18 protein-coding genes are annotated in these 14,952 nt (G+C 47.7%); 2 read left to right on the plus strand and 16 right to left on the minus strand.

What is annotated here, in order from left to right:
- The first annotated feature begins 158 nt into the window (after positions 1-158).
- Together WB308_RS10640 and arfB are read left to right on the plus strand one after the other, a co-directional pair.
- Positions 159-1,535, plus strand: coding sequence for a DEAD/DEAH box helicase (locus WB308_RS10640; RefSeq protein WP_424191310.1), 1,377 nt, complete (start codon positions 159-161; stop codon positions 1,533-1,535).
- A gap of 21 nt (positions 1,536-1,556) precedes the next feature.
- Positions 1,557-1,979 carry an alternative ribosome rescue aminoacyl-tRNA hydrolase ArfB gene (gene arfB / locus WB308_RS10645; RefSeq protein WP_424191312.1) on the plus strand — a complete coding sequence of 141 codons (423 nt, stop codon included), beginning with the start codon at positions 1,557-1,559 and terminating at the stop codon, positions 1,977-1,979.
- A gap of 66 nt (positions 1,980-2,045) precedes the next feature.
- Here arfB and WB308_RS10650 read toward each other — a convergent pair whose 3' ends face one another.
- From WB308_RS10650 to WB308_RS10725, 16 genes are all read right to left on the minus strand, one after another.
- Complete coding sequence (locus WB308_RS10650; protein WP_424191314.1) at positions 2,046-2,519, minus strand: FKBP-type peptidyl-prolyl cis-trans isomerase; 474 nt, start codon at positions 2,517-2,519, stop codon at positions 2,046-2,048.
- Positions 2,520-2,625: 106 nt separating this feature from the next.
- Positions 2,626-4,140 carry a sensor domain-containing diguanylate cyclase gene (locus WB308_RS10655; RefSeq protein ID WP_424191316.1) on the minus strand — a complete coding sequence of 505 codons (1,515 nt, stop codon included), beginning with the start codon at positions 4,138-4,140 and terminating at the stop codon, positions 2,626-2,628.
- 60 nt (positions 4,141-4,200) lie between these two features.
- Positions 4,201-5,082 carry a sulfate/molybdate ABC transporter ATP-binding protein gene (locus tag WB308_RS10660; RefSeq protein WP_424191318.1) on the minus strand — a complete coding sequence of 294 codons (882 nt, stop codon included), beginning with the start codon at positions 5,080-5,082 and terminating at the stop codon, positions 4,201-4,203.
- Entirely contained in the window at positions 5,079-5,753 is a 675-nt protein-coding gene (gene modB, locus WB308_RS10665) for a molybdate ABC transporter permease subunit (protein ID WP_424191320.1), read from the minus strand. The genes WB308_RS10660 and modB overlap by 4 nt, the downstream gene beginning before the upstream one ends.
- Complete coding sequence (locus WB308_RS10670) at positions 5,743-6,138, minus strand: TOBE domain-containing protein (protein ID WP_424191322.1); 396 nt, start codon at positions 6,136-6,138, stop codon at positions 5,743-5,745. Before WB308_RS10670 ends, modB begins: the two co-directional genes overlap by 11 nt.
- On the minus strand, positions 6,135-6,656 hold the full coding sequence (locus WB308_RS10675) for a hypothetical protein (RefSeq protein WP_424191324.1): 522 nt from the start codon (positions 6,654-6,656) through the stop codon (positions 6,135-6,137). Before WB308_RS10675 ends, WB308_RS10670 begins: the two co-directional genes overlap by 4 nt.
- An 18-nt stretch (positions 6,657-6,674) precedes the next feature.
- Positions 6,675-7,052 (minus strand): type II toxin-antitoxin system VapC family toxin, encoded by a 378-nt coding sequence (locus WB308_RS10680; protein ID WP_424191326.1) that lies wholly within the window; start codon positions 7,050-7,052, stop codon positions 6,675-6,677.
- A complete protein-coding gene (locus tag WB308_RS10685) occupies positions 7,052-7,399 on the minus strand; it encodes a type II toxin-antitoxin system Phd/YefM family antitoxin (protein WP_424191328.1) in 348 nt (115 codons plus the stop codon). The genes WB308_RS10680 and WB308_RS10685 overlap by 1 nt, the downstream gene beginning before the upstream one ends.
- A 66-nt stretch (positions 7,400-7,465) precedes the next feature.
- Positions 7,466-8,314, minus strand: coding sequence for a ModD protein (gene modD, locus WB308_RS10690; RefSeq protein WP_424191330.1), 849 nt, complete (start codon positions 8,312-8,314; stop codon positions 7,466-7,468).
- Positions 8,311-9,105 carry a class I SAM-dependent methyltransferase gene (locus WB308_RS10695; protein WP_424191332.1) on the minus strand — a complete coding sequence of 265 codons (795 nt, stop codon included), beginning with the start codon at positions 9,103-9,105 and terminating at the stop codon, positions 8,311-8,313. Before WB308_RS10695 ends, modD begins: the two co-directional genes overlap by 4 nt.
- Before the next feature lie 50 nt (positions 9,106-9,155).
- Positions 9,156-10,619: an OprD family outer membrane porin gene (locus tag WB308_RS10700; protein WP_424191334.1), complete on the minus strand. Its 1,464-nt coding sequence runs from the start codon at positions 10,617-10,619 to the stop codon at positions 9,156-9,158.
- Between the two features lie 9 nt (positions 10,620-10,628).
- Positions 10,629-11,387 carry a molybdate ABC transporter substrate-binding protein gene (gene modA / locus WB308_RS10705; RefSeq protein WP_424191336.1) on the minus strand — a complete coding sequence of 253 codons (759 nt, stop codon included), beginning with the start codon at positions 11,385-11,387 and terminating at the stop codon, positions 10,629-10,631.
- 11 nt (positions 11,388-11,398) lie between these two features.
- Complete coding sequence (locus WB308_RS10710) at positions 11,399-11,815, minus strand: TOBE domain-containing protein (protein WP_424191338.1); 417 nt, start codon at positions 11,813-11,815, stop codon at positions 11,399-11,401.
- 159 nt (positions 11,816-11,974) lie between these two features.
- The gene (locus WB308_RS10715; protein WP_424191340.1) at positions 11,975-12,751 is read right to left on the minus strand and encodes a TOBE domain-containing protein; all 777 of its coding nucleotides are present in this window, start codon (positions 12,749-12,751) and stop codon (positions 11,975-11,977) included.
- Positions 12,751-13,542: a shikimate dehydrogenase gene (locus WB308_RS10720; RefSeq protein ID WP_424191342.1), complete on the minus strand. Its 792-nt coding sequence runs from the start codon at positions 13,540-13,542 to the stop codon at positions 12,751-12,753. Before WB308_RS10720 ends, WB308_RS10715 begins: the two co-directional genes overlap by 1 nt.
- A complete protein-coding gene (locus tag WB308_RS10725) occupies positions 13,539-14,951 on the minus strand; it encodes an anthranilate synthase component I family protein (protein ID WP_424191344.1) in 1,413 nt (470 codons plus the stop codon). The genes WB308_RS10720 and WB308_RS10725 overlap by 4 nt, the downstream gene beginning before the upstream one ends.
- Between the last annotated feature and the right edge of the window lies 1 nt (position 14,952).

The raw sequence follows: 14,952 nt of genomic DNA on the forward strand, positions 1-14,952 counted from the left end.
CGTATCGTAGCAAAAAATAGTCCAAAATAGACTTCTTTCATAATAAGTTATGAAAGAAATAGTCTACGTGATTTTATTGCTTTGGCGTTTATAATATGAGTTCTGAAGCCTTAAAATGTTAATATATAATAATAAGATACCAAAAGGGTAATATTTAAATGTCATTCACGACTTTAGGGCTTAGTCCCCACCTACTCGACACCCTCGCTGAAAAAGGGTACAGTGAACCCACCCCTATTCAGGCACAGGTCATTCCTCTCGTTTTACGCGGACGAGATGTCCTTGGAGCGGCGCAAACAGGGACAGGGAAAACCGCTGCATTTGCCCTTCCGATCCTTCATAAACTGATCAGCAATGCGGAAGGTAAACATGCCAGTGCCCGAGCTCTGGTGATCGTTCCGACACGCGAACTTGCTTCCCAAGTGGCAGAAGCGATTCGCTCTTATGCGGAGGGTCTTGAGATCACCTGTATCGCCCTGTACGGAGGGGCGAATATGGCACGTCAGGCGAAAGAACTGGGCGAGGGAGTTGATATCATCGTTGCCACTCCGGGGCGGTTGATCGAGCTGAACAAACAGGGGCATGTACCGTTGTCCAAAATCGAGTATTTGGTATTTGACGAAGCCGATACGATTTTCGATATGGGATTTATCCGCGAAGTGGGACAGATCATCGATCTCCTCCCGCTGAACCGCAAAAATATGCTTTTTTCGGCAACGATGACGGGTGCGGTGAAACAGTTGAGTGAAAAAATTCTCAAAAAACCGCTCCTTGTCGAGATCGATAACCTCAAAGCCGCCGATATGACGCTTCGTCAAGTCGTCCATCCGGTCGAAAAAGAGCGTAAAAAAGAGCTGTTGTCTTTTTTAATCGGCTCCAACAACTATCCCCAAGTCCTCGTCTTTACCCGAACCAAAGCCGAAGCCGATGAGGTGAGCGCCGAGCTTACCGCCAGCGGGCTGAAAAATGTCGTCATTCACGGCGACAAAAAACACGGCGCGCGCGATCGCGCCCTCAGCGAATTCAGAGACGGCTCTGCCCGCATCCTTGTTGCGACCGACATCGCCGCACGGGGACTGGACATTGAAGGGCTGGATGTGGTGATCAACTACGATATCCCTCACATTAGCACCGATTACCTTCACCGTATCGGACGTACGGGTCGTGCAGGCAATGAGGGGCTGGCGATTACGCTCCTCTCATCCGCAGAGCATATCTCATGGAAAAAAATCATAACGATGCTCGGGAAAAACGTCGAGACGATCCTGGTTCCGGGATTTGAACCGCCCGCCGATAACGCACTCGTAAAAACACGAGGTAAAAGTCTCTCCAAAGAGGGGGAGAAAAAAGGGAAAACGGCCGGAGCATTTGGTAACAAGCGCAAAAAAGAGCCGGTTCAGCCGAAATTTGCCGGTAAACGGGGACCTCGTCTTGCCCGTGACGATCTAGCCGGTAAGGGTGCTTCAGGCAGAGACAGCGCCTTTGGGAACACGAAAAAACCTTCTCCTAAAAAATCGGGCGGACGGGGGAGATAATTTTTCTCCTAGAAATCTGACATGCTGCAAATCTCCCACACCGTTAGCATCCCCGACTCTGAGATCGAGATAACCGCCATCCGCTCTCAGGGGTCAGGCGGGCAAAACGTCAACAAAGTCTCCACCGCGATACACCTCCGTTTCGACATCAACGCCTCATCACTCCCTGACTTTTACAAAGAACGGTTACTAGAGATTACTGATCACCGTATCACCAAAGACGGTATCGTCAACATCAAATCCCAAGAGTCCCGTTCTCAGGAAGAGAACAAAGAAGCAGCGCTGGAGAGGCTCAAAGAGCTTATCAAAAGCGTTACCATCGTTCAAAAAAAGCGCAAGCCGACCAAACCGACCCGCAACTCGCAGAAACGGCGGATGGATAGTAAAACGAAGCATGGGAATATCAAGAAGATGCGGGGGAAGGTGAAGGGCGGAGAGGGGTAAGATTACTTTTGTAATCATGCTAACGTGATATTCAATAGAGCTAGCCAAGAACTCTATTGATGATTATCAATGATGGTGGTGAAACTCCAACACCTCTTTGATCTCTTCGGGGGTCGCTTCATGAATATCTAACACCGTCCCTTCGAAAATGAGATCCATCCCCGCAAGAGGGTGATTCCCATCAAGGGTAGCATGATCGCCGTTAATCTCGGTGACGGTATAGATGATGACATCATCGGAATCCTCTTCAAAATAGCCATCCAGTTCCATTCCGACACTTACTTCTACCGGCAATTCGCTGAGTGCTTCAGTCACAACGAGGGAAGGATCATAGTTTCCGAATGCTTTATCTGCTGTCAGTGTAACTTTGAACGCGTCTCCGATACTTTTACCCTCCAAAGCTGCCTCAACGGTTGGGAAGATATGACCATAATTACCGTGTAGGTAAACCAGAGATTCCTCTTCTTCGTGGAGAAGGTTTCCTTCGGTATCGTTGATATGATAATCGAGGGTAACGATACAGTTTTTTGTAATGGTCATGGTGTTCCTTAGGGTAGTGGTATTAGAATATGGATAAATATGAGTAAAATTATAGCGCGTCCTCCCACACATCGCTCTGAAACCGCAACGGTACTAATAATCGAGATTAATTTTTTATATGCGTCTTGGCGGAATTGTCACGCCAAACAATACGATTTCGTCCGGCCTCTTTGGCCTGATAGAGTAATGTATCGGCATGATCTAAAAGGGTTTCATAGCAGTCACATTTATCGGATAAAGCTGATATTCCGATACTGATAGTCAATGAAATGGTTGAGTATTCGGTCGTAATCGTGAGATGCGAAATCATCTCTTTGAGGTTTGTGGCCAATATCACTGCCTCGTCCAACATGGTGTTCGGCATCAAGATAACAAACTCTTCCCCTCCTATACGGGCAAAAATGTCATCCTGTCGTATTCGTGAAATAACCGTCTGTGTCAGAGCTATAAGGGCATCGTCTCCCGCATGGTGACCGTAGGTATCGTTAATGGTTTTAAAAAAATCGATGTCGAACATAATGAGGGAAAGATGAGATTTATGCCGTATGGCTCTGCTCACCTCTTGTTCGGCCCTCTCTTCTAAAAAGCGGCGATTATAGATATGGGTAAGCGGATCGGTTGTGGCGAGTTCGAACAGTTTTTGATTGGCCATTTGCAATGCATTCGTTTTTTCCCTAACCTGATCTTCCAAATTTTTAGAAAGTTTTTCGAGTAGGATTGTTTTTTCATTCACTTGTCGTAGCAGGACACTGAAAAAGAGGGTTGTTATAACCAATGTAGCGATGAACTCCTGGAGATAGAGGGTATTTTGAACGCCATTAAACACCGAAAACGGTCCTTGTTTATGGACGGTAAAATAGATAGCAATTATACTGAGCAGTACGCTCATCGTCACACTCTCCATTAATCCTCTTCGGTAGCTCATCCATAATAAAGCGAGTATGAAAATGATCGGAGTCATCGGGAGAAGATTTGGGGTAAACTCACTCGAAAAGAGGAGATAAGCCAGTATCAGGGTCAAGGGGATCATAACAACCTGTTCCCAGGATGAAAATCGCCAAGAGAGCTGTTTTTTCATCTCATACCAGGAGACCAGCAATGGGGTAATCAGTAAGATCCCCAGTGCGTCACCAAAGAGCCAAATACGCCAAAAGGCGAGAAAATTGCTTTGACTTTCAATCTGGGTGTGATAAACAAACGCACCTAAGACAGCGCTTAACGCAGGGGAGAGGGTGAGGGCTACAATGACAAATAAGAGGAAATAGCGGAGGTTGTGAAAATTATGGCCATCCGGTGAAAAACGGCGGATTAAAAATGCCGAAAACATCGTTTCTGCCAGATTGATAAGGGCAAACTGAATCGCTTGAAAAAGGGTGAAATCAGGAATATCGGCAACTATTTCAGCAGGGATGATGACTAATGCATACCGCACCCATTCACGAATCGGGCGAAGTAAAAACAACGTGAGCAACAGACCGTTCGGAAGCCATGCAATCGCTATCCCCTCGGGCATAGTGGAAAAATAGATACTAAATTTTCCCAGTCCGATATAACCTGCCGCGATCAAGGATAAAAAGACGATCCATTGCAAAGGTTTTGCAAATAGCGTTTTAGCGATCATCCTTTTTTCACCCTTATCAAATCGTAATATATCGATAGATTATAACAAATGATAGAGCAATTAGGATTGATTAAGCGGCATAACAATCGGATTAAACGCTTTGGACGCGATAATGGCCCGTTTCCCTACCTGAAGGGCTGAAGCTTCGCTGGAACTGAGGACAGTGCGGACAATGGAAGAACCGACGAGGAGGGTGACGACCGATACGGGGAAATCTTCCTCGATCTTCAGAACCTCTCCGATAAGCTGGAGTTTACCGCTGAGGGTTTGGGGAGAGAAAAACTCCATCGGAGGACAAAGGCGTTCTACCCGTCCCGATACCACCGATGCAAGACGGTCGGAGAGTTTGACCGTCTCGGCAATGTCGTGGCTTACCAGCAGGGTGGTTACCCCAAGCCGCTCATGGATGAGGGAAAGCTCATCTTGGAGTTTGGAGCGCATGGAGGGATCAAGCGCAGAGAGGGGTTCATCGAGGAGCAGTATCTTCGGATGGCGTACCAATGCCCGCGCGAGGGCAACCCGCTGTTTTTGTCCCCCTGAAAGGGTGGTGGGGAGGCGGTAGGCGAGCTGTGAGAGTTCGACCAGTTCAATCAGTTCATCGACGTTATGACGCTGCTGCGCATTTTCGGCAGCAAAGAGGAGGTTTTCACGAACACTCATCGTCGGAAAAAGGGCGTAGTCTTGAAAAACAAATCCGATGCTTCGACGCTGTGGGGGGAGGTTGACCTTGCGGGCACTGTCAAACCATACTTCGCCGTCCACGTCGATCACACCGCTGTCGGGGATTTCCAATCCCGCAATCATACGCAGCAGAGTCGTTTTCCCCGCTCCGGATGAACCGAAAAGGGTGAGAAACTCACCGTCGGTGATGTCGAGCTCATAATGGGCTTCCAACGCCCCCTCGGCGGTATCGAGATGCTTTTTTATATTGATCAATATCATCTAATCCCTCCGAGTGATTTTTTATTGAGGGTATAGACGAGAAGCAAGATGGCGAACGTCACGACAAAGAGGGTGAGGGCGTATTGATGCGCCATGGTGTAGTTGAGTGATTCGACCTCGTCATAGATGGCGATCGAGGCGACACGTGTTTCATCGGGGATATTTCCCCCGATCATCAGGATGACCCCGAACTCTCCGACAGTGTGTGCGAACGCGAGGACGATCCCTGAAATGAGACCGTGACGGATTGAGGGGAGAATTACCCGTAGCATCGTCTCCAGCTTCGATTTACCGAGGGTATAAGAGGCTTCGAAGATCGATACCGGGACTTGGGCGAGGGCGGATTGGATCGGATGGACCATAAACGGGAGACTAAAGAGGACGGAGCCGATCACCAGTCCCTCGAAACTGAACGCCAATCGGATGCCGTGCTCGGTCAAAAAACTCCCGAGTGCGGAGGCGGGGCTAAAGGCGAGGAGGAGATAAAAGCCCAAAACCGAGGGGGGCAATACGAGGGGCATAGAGACGATCGTCTCTATGATGCTTTTGAACCGCATTCGGCTGAATACCAAAAACGACGCGAGGGGAATTCCGATGAGTAAAAGGATCAGAGTCGTTACGGCGGCGAGTTTGAAGGTCAGCGCCATCGTACTCAAAAATTCAGATTCCATGGGTACCTCTCAGGAGTGATATTTCAGAGGGCTGTACCATCCAGCTAACCTCGTCCCCTTCAACGATCATGAGGGTGTTAAACGTCAGTGTCGGCACCAATGCGATGAGAGTTGTCTCATGATAGGTGAGGGTGATCTGAGAGAGGACGACCCCTTTCTCGATCTTTTGCACTAGGGCACGTCCACTGTTTGCCGTAGTGGGAGAGGAGGTTTTGGAGAGGATTACTTCGGTCTCTTTAAAGGCTAAGGTGACATTTGTCCCGATCGCTTCATCGGATGCTTCGGCGAGGAGGAGGTGAAACGGCTCATTGCCGACGGAAACGGTGAGGATGCTCATATACTCGGAGGTGGTCACGGCGGTGATGGTGGCGGGTAGGGTGTTCATGAGTTATTTCTATTTTGGGAGTACTCTGGGCATCTTTGCCCATGATATAGGTTACAAATATCCATTAAAAAAGCGTTGGCGTGTTTAAAGTTTATATCTTGTTCATAAAACATATTTGGTTCTTTATCCCCATGCATTAAATTATTACGCAATCTAAAAATGATTCGTAACAAGGCTTCAGTTTTTTCTGCCTGTGAAGGTGATTGAGAACGTAGAATAGCACTGACCAATTCTCTACGACCAGAGTTGAATTCAAAAGAGTTGAAAACTTCCGTCGTTTGAGCATTTGCAACATATCGATTCTGGAAGTAATACCAAGTCTTTTCCAACGAAGGGATTGTGTCACTCTGTAAAGCTAAAGCAATTTGATTGGAATGTGTATTAATCTGGGCATTACATTGACAGCATTCTCGTTCAAAAATATTCCAAACAAGGGAAAAATGGAGAATATTTCTAATTTTTCTTCCATCGAATTCAGGGTATATATATCGTTCTTTGATCCATTTAAGTACGCTCATTCTCTACTCTTTTCTTCTTTAGTCATCATTCAATCCTTGTGGATAGATTTTCATCCCTTCGATATAAGCAAAGTCTTTAATATTGTACGTCCACAGTGGTAGATCATAAATAAGACAAGACGCGGCGATTAGAGCATCTGGGAGTTTCAATGAATGAGAAAGCGAGTAACGGAGTATTAGTATTTTGGCAAGATTGAAACATTCGGATGAGTATTCGATACGTTGAAAATATTCCATAGTTCGGAGGGCATCTTTTTGTTCCCGTTTGTTTCGAACCCCTTGCAGGATTTCAAGCTCTACGACAGGATTAATCAAAATCTCTCCGTGCGAAAAATCAATGTTGGAGTTTCCACGTAGATAATCGATAATAATGCAGGTGTCGATCAAACGCACCATTATCGTCTCCACGCATTGTTACGAAGCTCTTTGGAAAATGCAACTACATCCTCTACATCGGCAAAGGGCTTTGTATCCGTATCATCATCACCTACTAATAATAACATCTCATCGATACTATAAGAGGATTTGACGATATGATCTCGATAGTCCAGTTTTTTATAAACAAGTTTTCCCTCTTGAATAGGTTCTTCGAGTTGCTTGAGTTTCTCGTACATCTGAATGTTAATCAATGCGGCGACGGGACGACCATGTTTTTGGATAACAATTTCTTCCCCCCCAAATTCTGCCATATTGATATATTTTGAAAGGTGAGCTTTGGTTTCAGCAATGTTTATTTTAGTCATACTATTACCTCATTAGTCAATATGACTATATTGTAGCAAAAAATAGTCATAATTTAACTTTTATTTTCATAAAGGCTCAATTCTCACTTTGATATCGGCTGGTTGAGCGTTGTAGGGTGATGAGGTGACGATCATATCGACCCCCGTGCTCGCATACTCAGCAATGTTTTTGGCACTGATTCCCCCCGTCGCGATCAACGTGATGTGAGGGTAATCGGCACGGAGGATCCGGACGGCATCGGCGAGCTTGCTGAGGGGGAATTTTTCCAGCTGAAGAATGTCGGCTCCGAGACGGGCAAATGTGAGCGCTTCGGCGATGTCGCCCGCTTCGATGACGATTTTTTTCTCGGGGTTTGCTTTTTTGGTTTTGCGCAGGGCATCGCTAAACGCTTCCTCGGCCGGGAAAAATACGCGGTGATAATCGAAGATCAGGATCGATTCGGAAAGCCCCAGACGGTGGGCTACCCCGCCTCCCGATTCGACCGCTTTGATGGCAATTTTCTTCGTAAAGGGGGTCGTTTTGCGGGTGGTGGCGACCACTATATCAGGATTGATACTACGAGCCAAGAGTACCGCTTCGCGGGTGTAGGTGGAAATCCCGCTGGCGTAATCGAGGAGGTTTTGGACGCTTTTCCAGATGCGGTGGATATTGCCCGCTTCGCCGTGGGCTTCGAGAAAGATACTTTTGGGCGGAACCAAAGTTCCCGATTTGACGAACCCGTCGATCTCCAATCCGTACAGTCCGCACAATCGTACCGCCTCTTCGGTGCACGAGACGACGAGGGGACGTTCACGGGTCGAGAAAGTGATACGGGCACGCTGATCGCTAATTCCCAAAGATGCCGTGGTCAGATCACCGTAGGGGACGTCTTCGCTTAACAGGGCTTCGAGTTCAAAATCATTTAGGATAATCATAGGTGCGTCTCCCATCCGATAAACGCCCAGTTAACCGGGCGGGGAGGGCGGCTTTGTCCGATGATAACCTCTCGATAATACTCTAGTGCTTTCTCCTGATACTCCTCCTCAAGAGTTCCAATGCTCCAGATCAGCGATTCGACGAATTCCTCCTCACTTCCGCTTCGGACACTTCCCCGCCCTGTTTCGATGTAATCGATACGGGGGAGGTAGCCTTGAGTGTAGAGGATGATCGGGATGTACCAATAGTCGGGTTTGGTTTTCACCTTTTTGCCGATATAGTCGAGGATATTCATGTCCACAAAACTTCCCCCCACCTTGTAGGTAAGATAACACCTTTTGCGTGCATGGGCGGACATTTTGGAGAGTGCGGCTTCGACATCGGAAACTTCCATCGAACGGGATGCGACGACGATATCGGCTGGCGGTAAAGCGCTCCAATCATCCTCCCATCCGATATGATATGTTTTAATATTAGTTACCCCTTCGCGTGCGGCGTAGGCTTCGAGTTCTTCGAGCATTCGTTTTGAGAAGTCGATGGCGATCACCTCTTTGACCCGCTTTGCCAGGGGAATACTCAATGCTCCCGGCCCGCATCCGATGTCGAGGATCACCTCGTCGCCCGAGAGTTCCATCCGGGAGATGAAATCGTTGACGTAAGGGCTGTTGATCGTTGATTGTGCCATGTCGGCCGATTTTTCGTCCCAATCGTCACGATTTTTGGCTTTAAAGTCTGTGGAGGCTTTATGGGCACGGTACATCGCCGCAAAGTCGATAGGTTCTAAAAACATAAAAGCTCCTCAATTATTCGTTAATTATACTGCATTCTTTATGCCAAGACTTAAAAGCGGTAGTTCGCTTCGAGACGCATTTCTCGGTTAGATGAATCAAAGGTAGCCAGCGGGTCTATTGCACCCGTTGTTTTAATGTTATCGATGTCATTGTTCTGATCCATAAATCGAGCCAGGAATTCCAACCCTTTTAAACTCCCCGAACATTTATAGGCTATGTCCATGTTCCATTGGGTTGTGTCACCGTTTTGGAAGGCACGGTTGGTCATGCTCTGATACGGTTTTTTCACCGGATTACGATCATAGTACGAATAGCTGATAAAAGCACTCACTCCTGACACATAGCGGTTGAAATCATAGTCGAGTTGTACTTTATAGGCATCGGTATCGGCATTCCAGTCCGTTTGCGTCATGCTGCGGGTATATCCCTGCGTCAAAAATCCCCGCCACGGAGCGATCATATCCGCACCCTCATCGGTATGGGATGCACAGAGGAGCAGTTTCGCGGGGCCGTAGTTGGTTACCGCCCGCACCGCCCACAGGTATGAGTCGATACTTTGATCGGTATCGCCGTTATTTGTCTGAGGTTTGATGATGGCTCCGGCCCCTTGATCGCGCTGTTGGATAAAACGGCCTCCCAGCGTGATAATCGCATCTCCCGCTTCGATGGCATAATTGGCTTCGATCAGCCCTTGGTCTACGAGATTCGGCCAATGCATCACCCATCCTTGGAGTTCCAGATTATCGATTGAACGGTTGGTAACCCCTGCGATCACGACATCCGGTGCATCGCCGTGGGTTCCCGCTGTTGAATAGGTGGTGGTGTAGTAGGCTTTGATGGCATCGGGGGTATCGCCCGTATCGGCCATATTCCCGAAATGGGTCATCCCCCGCTCTTTGATCTTGTCGGCATAATCGACTTGGATCGTCGTATTCGCTAAATCGTTCGATTTGATTTGAACCCCTTCGATGGCAATCGGGATCATTTTTGTATCATTAGGGGTGATCCACGGGTTAGTCATTAAAAAGCGACCTGCCGTTGCTTTGGTTTTCGCGATATCGTATTGCAGGTATGCTTGTGCAAGTACCGCGTACCCTTCACCGTACGGAACTAGATAATAGGGATTGGTACCCGAGAGAGGCGTTGCACCAGAGCCTTCACGCAGGAAAAGGTCGTTGCTGGTGGTGGCATTAAACTTCGAAGGATTCGTCATGTTTCGACCATCATCTTCATTAGTCCATCCACCTGGATTTTGGGTCGTATAGAGTCCGCCTCCGGCACTGATTCCATACAAGGGGGCTGTTTTATAGAGCAAACTCCCCCCGAATGCAAATCCGGTTGCCGTAGCATCTTTGTTTACGCCGTCATGCATATCCCAATCTGTCACAAAGTATTGAGATCGGAGTCGTCCGTCAAATTTCCCCTCTTTAAACGCCGATGCCAAATCATCCGCTGCGGTAGCCGCTATCGTCGTTCCTAAAAATAGTGCCGTAGCAAGACTAAGTTTTGTCATTTCTAATCCTTATTTTTTAGCAGGTATGCCATACCCGTTGGCTTTTAAGATCGTAATCGCTTTTGGTGAACCCATATAACGGAGGAATTTTTTAGCGGCGATCTGATTTTCGGGTGAGCCGTTTTTGAGTCCCACCATCGCCTGATCGATGGTGTTGTAGGCTTTATCATCGACTTCGACCCATTTGCCGACGTTTTTCATCTCGGGAGAGAGGACAATCGATTTTGCCATAAATCCGACATCCACTGCTTTGGTTGTCACATAGGCACCCACTTGGGAGATCGATTCGGCGGTAATGATCTTAGGTGCCGCGTCGCCGGCAACTTTATAGTATTTCATCGCGTTCATCGCTTCGATACCGTAGGGGGCTGTTTTAGGATTCGCCACGGCGATCTTTTTGACCGAGGGATCGGCTACAACGGCAACCCCTTTGGAGAGATCGGCACCCGTAGCGCTCCAAAGGATGAGTCTCCCGAAAGCATACACTTGAGCCGGGGTTGTGGTGTATCCCCCTTGGGAGAGTTTGGCAGGGTACTCGACATCGGCAGAGAGAAACGCATCGTAGGGGGCACCGCTCATGATCTGCTGTGTCAGTTTACCTGAAGATCCGGTGATGATTTTGACACCGATTCCCGATTCTTTGGTAAATTCGCGTGCGATGTCATCGAGGGCGTACTTGAGATTGGCTGCAGCGGCAACTGTGATCGTTTGGGCTGCCAGTGCCGAAGCAAAAGCGAGAGAGGCGAGGGCAAGTTTTAACAGTTTCATAGAGGCTCCTTTTATAACATACCGATGATGACACTTGAGGCTTTGAAAATCGCATAGACTTCGTCCCCTTTTTTCATCATCAGCTCTTCACACGATTCGTTCGTGATAATCGAGGTGAGGGTCGTATTTCCGATGGTCATTTTGATTTCGGCGTTTACCGCCCCTTTGACAACCTCACTGACCGTAGCGTGCAGGACATTTCGGGCGCTGATACGCAACGGCTTGGTCTTCGCCAAAATGATAGAACTTGATTTTATCAGGGCATAGGCACTGCTTCCGATAGCAATATCGAGGTTTTTGGCCGACTCGTTCGTAATTGTGGCAACGATTTTTTCATTTCCGATTGAGAGGACGAGTTCGGAATTGACCGCACCGGTTATGAGCGAATCGACCGTACCGTAGAGGGTATTTCGAGCAGAAGTTAACATGTAGAATTCCTTTGTATCTGTTTTGATATAACGATAAACACAAATCAAACATTGCAAAAACGGTTCGCAAAAAGTACGACAATTTCGTTATGTTTTGTAAGATATAACGAAATTATAGAGAAAAAGGCTTAAAGTTTGTAGGAGAGTGAGAAAAAAGTGTTACAGACCGATGATAATATGCAGCGGTGAGATAACAGCATAGGCAGTCATACCCACTTGAAGATTTTGCAGAGCACCTTGTTTTTCGAGAGCAATCAGAAGGGTTCCTCCACTCAAGCGAAGTGCTATTTCGATATTATCCCCTGATATTTCAAGGGTTTCAACTGTTCCGGTGAGGACATTGTCATCGGTGTCAGAAGAGGGCTGTGCGGAGACGATGTTGATATCGCTCGATTTAATAATCGCATAGGTGTCACATCCGAGGGTTAGCCCCATATTCTCGACCGATTTTGCAGTAATGGTAGAACGGAGCGTATCTTCACCTTGTAACGCTAATGTCAATGTAGAATGCAAACCAATTGTATAAATCTCTTTGAGCACTGAAGGGAGTTGATTTCGCGCACTGGTGGTGAGAAACGTGCGGCTAAGGATGCGGGCAAGTCGCTCAGGATCGTCTCCCGCTTCGGAAAAACGGTCGATGAACTGGCGATGGAGTTCGTTGAAGCGGTGAAAGGTCGCGATCAGTTCGCGGGCGTAGGGGGTGAGCTTCGTTCCGCCGCCCCCCTTGCCGCCCGTTAATCGCTCGATAAGCGGCTGATCGGCGAGGGTATTCATCCCATTAATCCGCTCCCACGCCGCTTTATAGCTCATTTTCATCTCTTTGGCGGCGGCATTGATGGAGCCGGTCTGATCAATCCTCTCCAGCAGTTCGATCCGTCCCGCGCCCAAAAAGCTTTGCCCCTCTTTGGTGAGCCAAAAACGTCCGTCGATCTTCATTAGAGGGAAAAACTGTGTTTCATCGGTGCTTCAATGTTCTCCAGCGAAAATGCACCGTTTAAAAAAAGATAGGAGGCGAGAACCCCTTGGGCTAAAAGCATATCGGAACCGTCTTTGTAGGGAAGACCGCTGATTTTGATTTCTTGCAAAAACGGGGTCTCTTTGCCGTATATCACGTCAATCGCCCCTTTAGCCCGTGATAAAAGTTCTGTGAGCAGCGCTCTGGGGATAGGGAGTTCATTATCGCTCAACCCGGCAGACGTGGTGTTGATGATGAGATCATAGGGTGCAGCGGTAAAATCATCCCATACGTAGGCATCAAAACCTTCAGAGGTGAAATAATCCAACCGCTGTGCTGAACGGTTTAGTATCGTTGGGGTGATTTCTCCGCGACGAAGGGCGATGGATAGAGCCCTTGCGGTTCCTCCTGCCCCTAAAACAAGGGCATTTCGGATCGGCCCAAACGACTGTATCGCATTCATAAAACCATCCGCATCGGTGTTATACCCGATCAGCTTTCCATTTTCTAATACCAGAGTGTTGACGGCTTGGATGATTTTAGCGATGCCGCGTACTTCATCGCATTGTTGGTAGGCTGCTTCTTTATGGGGGACGGTAACATTAGCGCCGCTGAGACCTTTGGCAAAAAAAACGTCACGCAGTTTTGAACCGTCGGTGAGTTGACTGCGGCTGTAGCACGCATCGATATTCAACACGCTGAAAACGCTGTTGTGCATCAGCGGTGAACGTGAATGGCTCACCGGATCACCGAAGATACTAAAGATTTTCATTTCGGATTGACCAAATCGTCTAAGGTACTGGTGAGGGCACCGAGTTTGTTGGTTACTTCGAGGTATTCGAGCTCATGTACCGAATCGGCAACAATCCCTGCACCTGCTTGTAAGATAACGGTGTCAGGGTTAATCATCGCCGTTCGGATCGTGATCGCACTGTCCATATTTCCATCAAATCCGAAATAGCCGATCGTTCCGCTATAGAAACTTCGTTTGACCCCTTCATACTCGGCGATCAGCTCCATTGCACGAATTTTCGGCGCTCCGGTCATGGTTCCGGCAGTAAAAGTCGCGGCAAGAAGATCAAACATATCTTTATCATCAGCGATTTGGGCATGGACATCCGAGACGATGTGCATAACGTGCGAGTAGCGCTCAACATGCATCATCTCTTTAACTTTGACGGTTCCTGTTTTAGCAACCCGTCCGACATCGTTACGTCCCAAATCGATCAGCATTAAATGCTCTGCCAACTCTTTGGGATCTGAGAGGAGTTCCTCTTCGAGTTCTGCATCGCGTTGGGCGGTTCCACCCCGCTTACGAGTCCCCGCAATCGGTCGGAGCAAGATATCGCCCTCACTAAGGCGTACCATCACTTCCGGCGAGCTTCCGACGATACTGAAATCTTCATATTCCATCAAATACATATAAGGGGATGGATTTTTGAGACGTAAAACACGATAAAAACTAAATGGGTCAACCTGTGCATGACGGATATAGCGGTTGGTCATCAAGATTTGGAAAACATCACCGCTCTTAATCATCTCTTTGGATTTATCGACCATGGTGAAGAATTGATCTTTGGTAAAGATGAATTCTCCCCCTTTGTCATTGCTGATCGGCTTGAGAGGCGTATAGCTATAGGGAGCTTTGAGAACGCTCTCTATCTCTTCGAAATCTCCAACCATACTCTCGACACAACTTAGCATCGTAATGGTCGCATTTTTATGAGAAACGACGAGGGTGAGTTTCGGGAGGATCAAATCCATATCGGGAATATGGGTTTGATCGGTCAGATTGGACATCGATTCTTCGAGCACATGTTCGAAAACCTGCACCATATCGTATCCGATATACCCGATAAAGCCGTCGATATAGCCGATCCCCAGTTCACGTGCACGTTCACGATAGGCATGCTGATCGAGTTTGCGGTAATACTCTTTTAAAAAATCAAAAGGGGAAATATCGAGGCGATTGGCGTTGCCCTCAGCGTCGATATAGGTGGTGATTTTTTCATTGTAGGTGAGACGTTCACGAGCGCCGATGACGATAATAGTGTAGTTTCCTTCACTGTTTCCGGCACTCTCCAATAAAAAGCTGACTTCGGTGGGGAAAAGGCTTTTGGCCTTTTCGTAGACAGCGATGGGTGCGAACTGATCGAGAGAAAAATGGCGTGAAGTGATCACG

This window comes from Sulfuricurvum sp. (assembly GCF_049587615.1).
GTDB lineage: Bacteria > Campylobacterota > Campylobacteria > Campylobacterales > Sulfurimonadaceae > Sulfuricurvum.

What these genes read in the sequence shown, in the direction of transcription:
- WB308_RS10640 (WP_424191310.1), top strand. Translation starts at nt 159, where the DNA reads ATGTCATTCACGACTTTAGGGCTTAGTCCCCACCTACTCGACACCCTC.
- arfB (WP_424191312.1), top strand. Translation starts at nt 1,557, where the DNA reads ATGCTGCAAATCTCCCACACCGTTAGCATCCCCGACTCTGAGATCGAG.
- WB308_RS10650 (WP_424191314.1), bottom strand. Translation starts at nt 2,519, where the DNA reads ATGACCATTACAAAAAACTGTATCGTTACCCTCGATTATCATATCAAC.
- WB308_RS10655 (WP_424191316.1), bottom strand. Translation starts at nt 4,140, where the DNA reads ATGATCGCTAAAACGCTATTTGCAAAACCTTTGCAATGGATCGTCTTT.
- WB308_RS10660 (WP_424191318.1), bottom strand. Translation starts at nt 5,082, where the DNA reads ATGATATTGATCAATATAAAAAAGCATCTCGATACCGCCGAGGGGGCG.
- modB (WP_424191320.1), bottom strand. Translation starts at nt 5,753, where the DNA reads ATGGAATCTGAATTTTTGAGTACGATGGCGCTGACCTTCAAACTCGCC.
- WB308_RS10670 (WP_424191322.1), bottom strand. Translation starts at nt 6,138, where the DNA reads ATGAACACCCTACCCGCCACCATCACCGCCGTGACCACCTCCGAGTAT.
- WB308_RS10675 (WP_424191324.1), bottom strand. Translation starts at nt 6,656, where the DNA reads ATGAGCGTACTTAAATGGATCAAAGAACGATATATATACCCTGAATTC.
- WB308_RS10680 (WP_424191326.1), bottom strand. Translation starts at nt 7,052, where the DNA reads ATGGTGCGTTTGATCGACACCTGCATTATTATCGATTATCTACGTGGA.
- WB308_RS10685 (WP_424191328.1), bottom strand. Translation starts at nt 7,399, where the DNA reads ATGACTAAAATAAACATTGCTGAAACCAAAGCTCACCTTTCAAAATAT.
- modD (WP_424191330.1), bottom strand. Translation starts at nt 8,314, where the DNA reads ATGATTATCCTAAATGATTTTGAACTCGAAGCCCTGTTAAGCGAAGAC.
- WB308_RS10695 (WP_424191332.1), bottom strand. Translation starts at nt 9,105, where the DNA reads ATGTTTTTAGAACCTATCGACTTTGCGGCGATGTACCGTGCCCATAAA.
- WB308_RS10700 (WP_424191334.1), bottom strand. Translation starts at nt 10,619, where the DNA reads ATGACAAAACTTAGTCTTGCTACGGCACTATTTTTAGGAACGACGATA.
- modA (WP_424191336.1), bottom strand. Translation starts at nt 11,387, where the DNA reads ATGAAACTGTTAAAACTTGCCCTCGCCTCTCTCGCTTTTGCTTCGGCA.
- WB308_RS10710 (WP_424191338.1), bottom strand. Translation starts at nt 11,815, where the DNA reads ATGTTAACTTCTGCTCGAAATACCCTCTACGGTACGGTCGATTCGCTC.
- WB308_RS10715 (WP_424191340.1), bottom strand. Translation starts at nt 12,751, where the DNA reads ATGAAGATCGACGGACGTTTTTGGCTCACCAAAGAGGGGCAAAGCTTT.
- WB308_RS10720 (WP_424191342.1), bottom strand. Translation starts at nt 13,542, where the DNA reads ATGAAAATCTTTAGTATCTTCGGTGATCCGGTGAGCCATTCACGTTCA.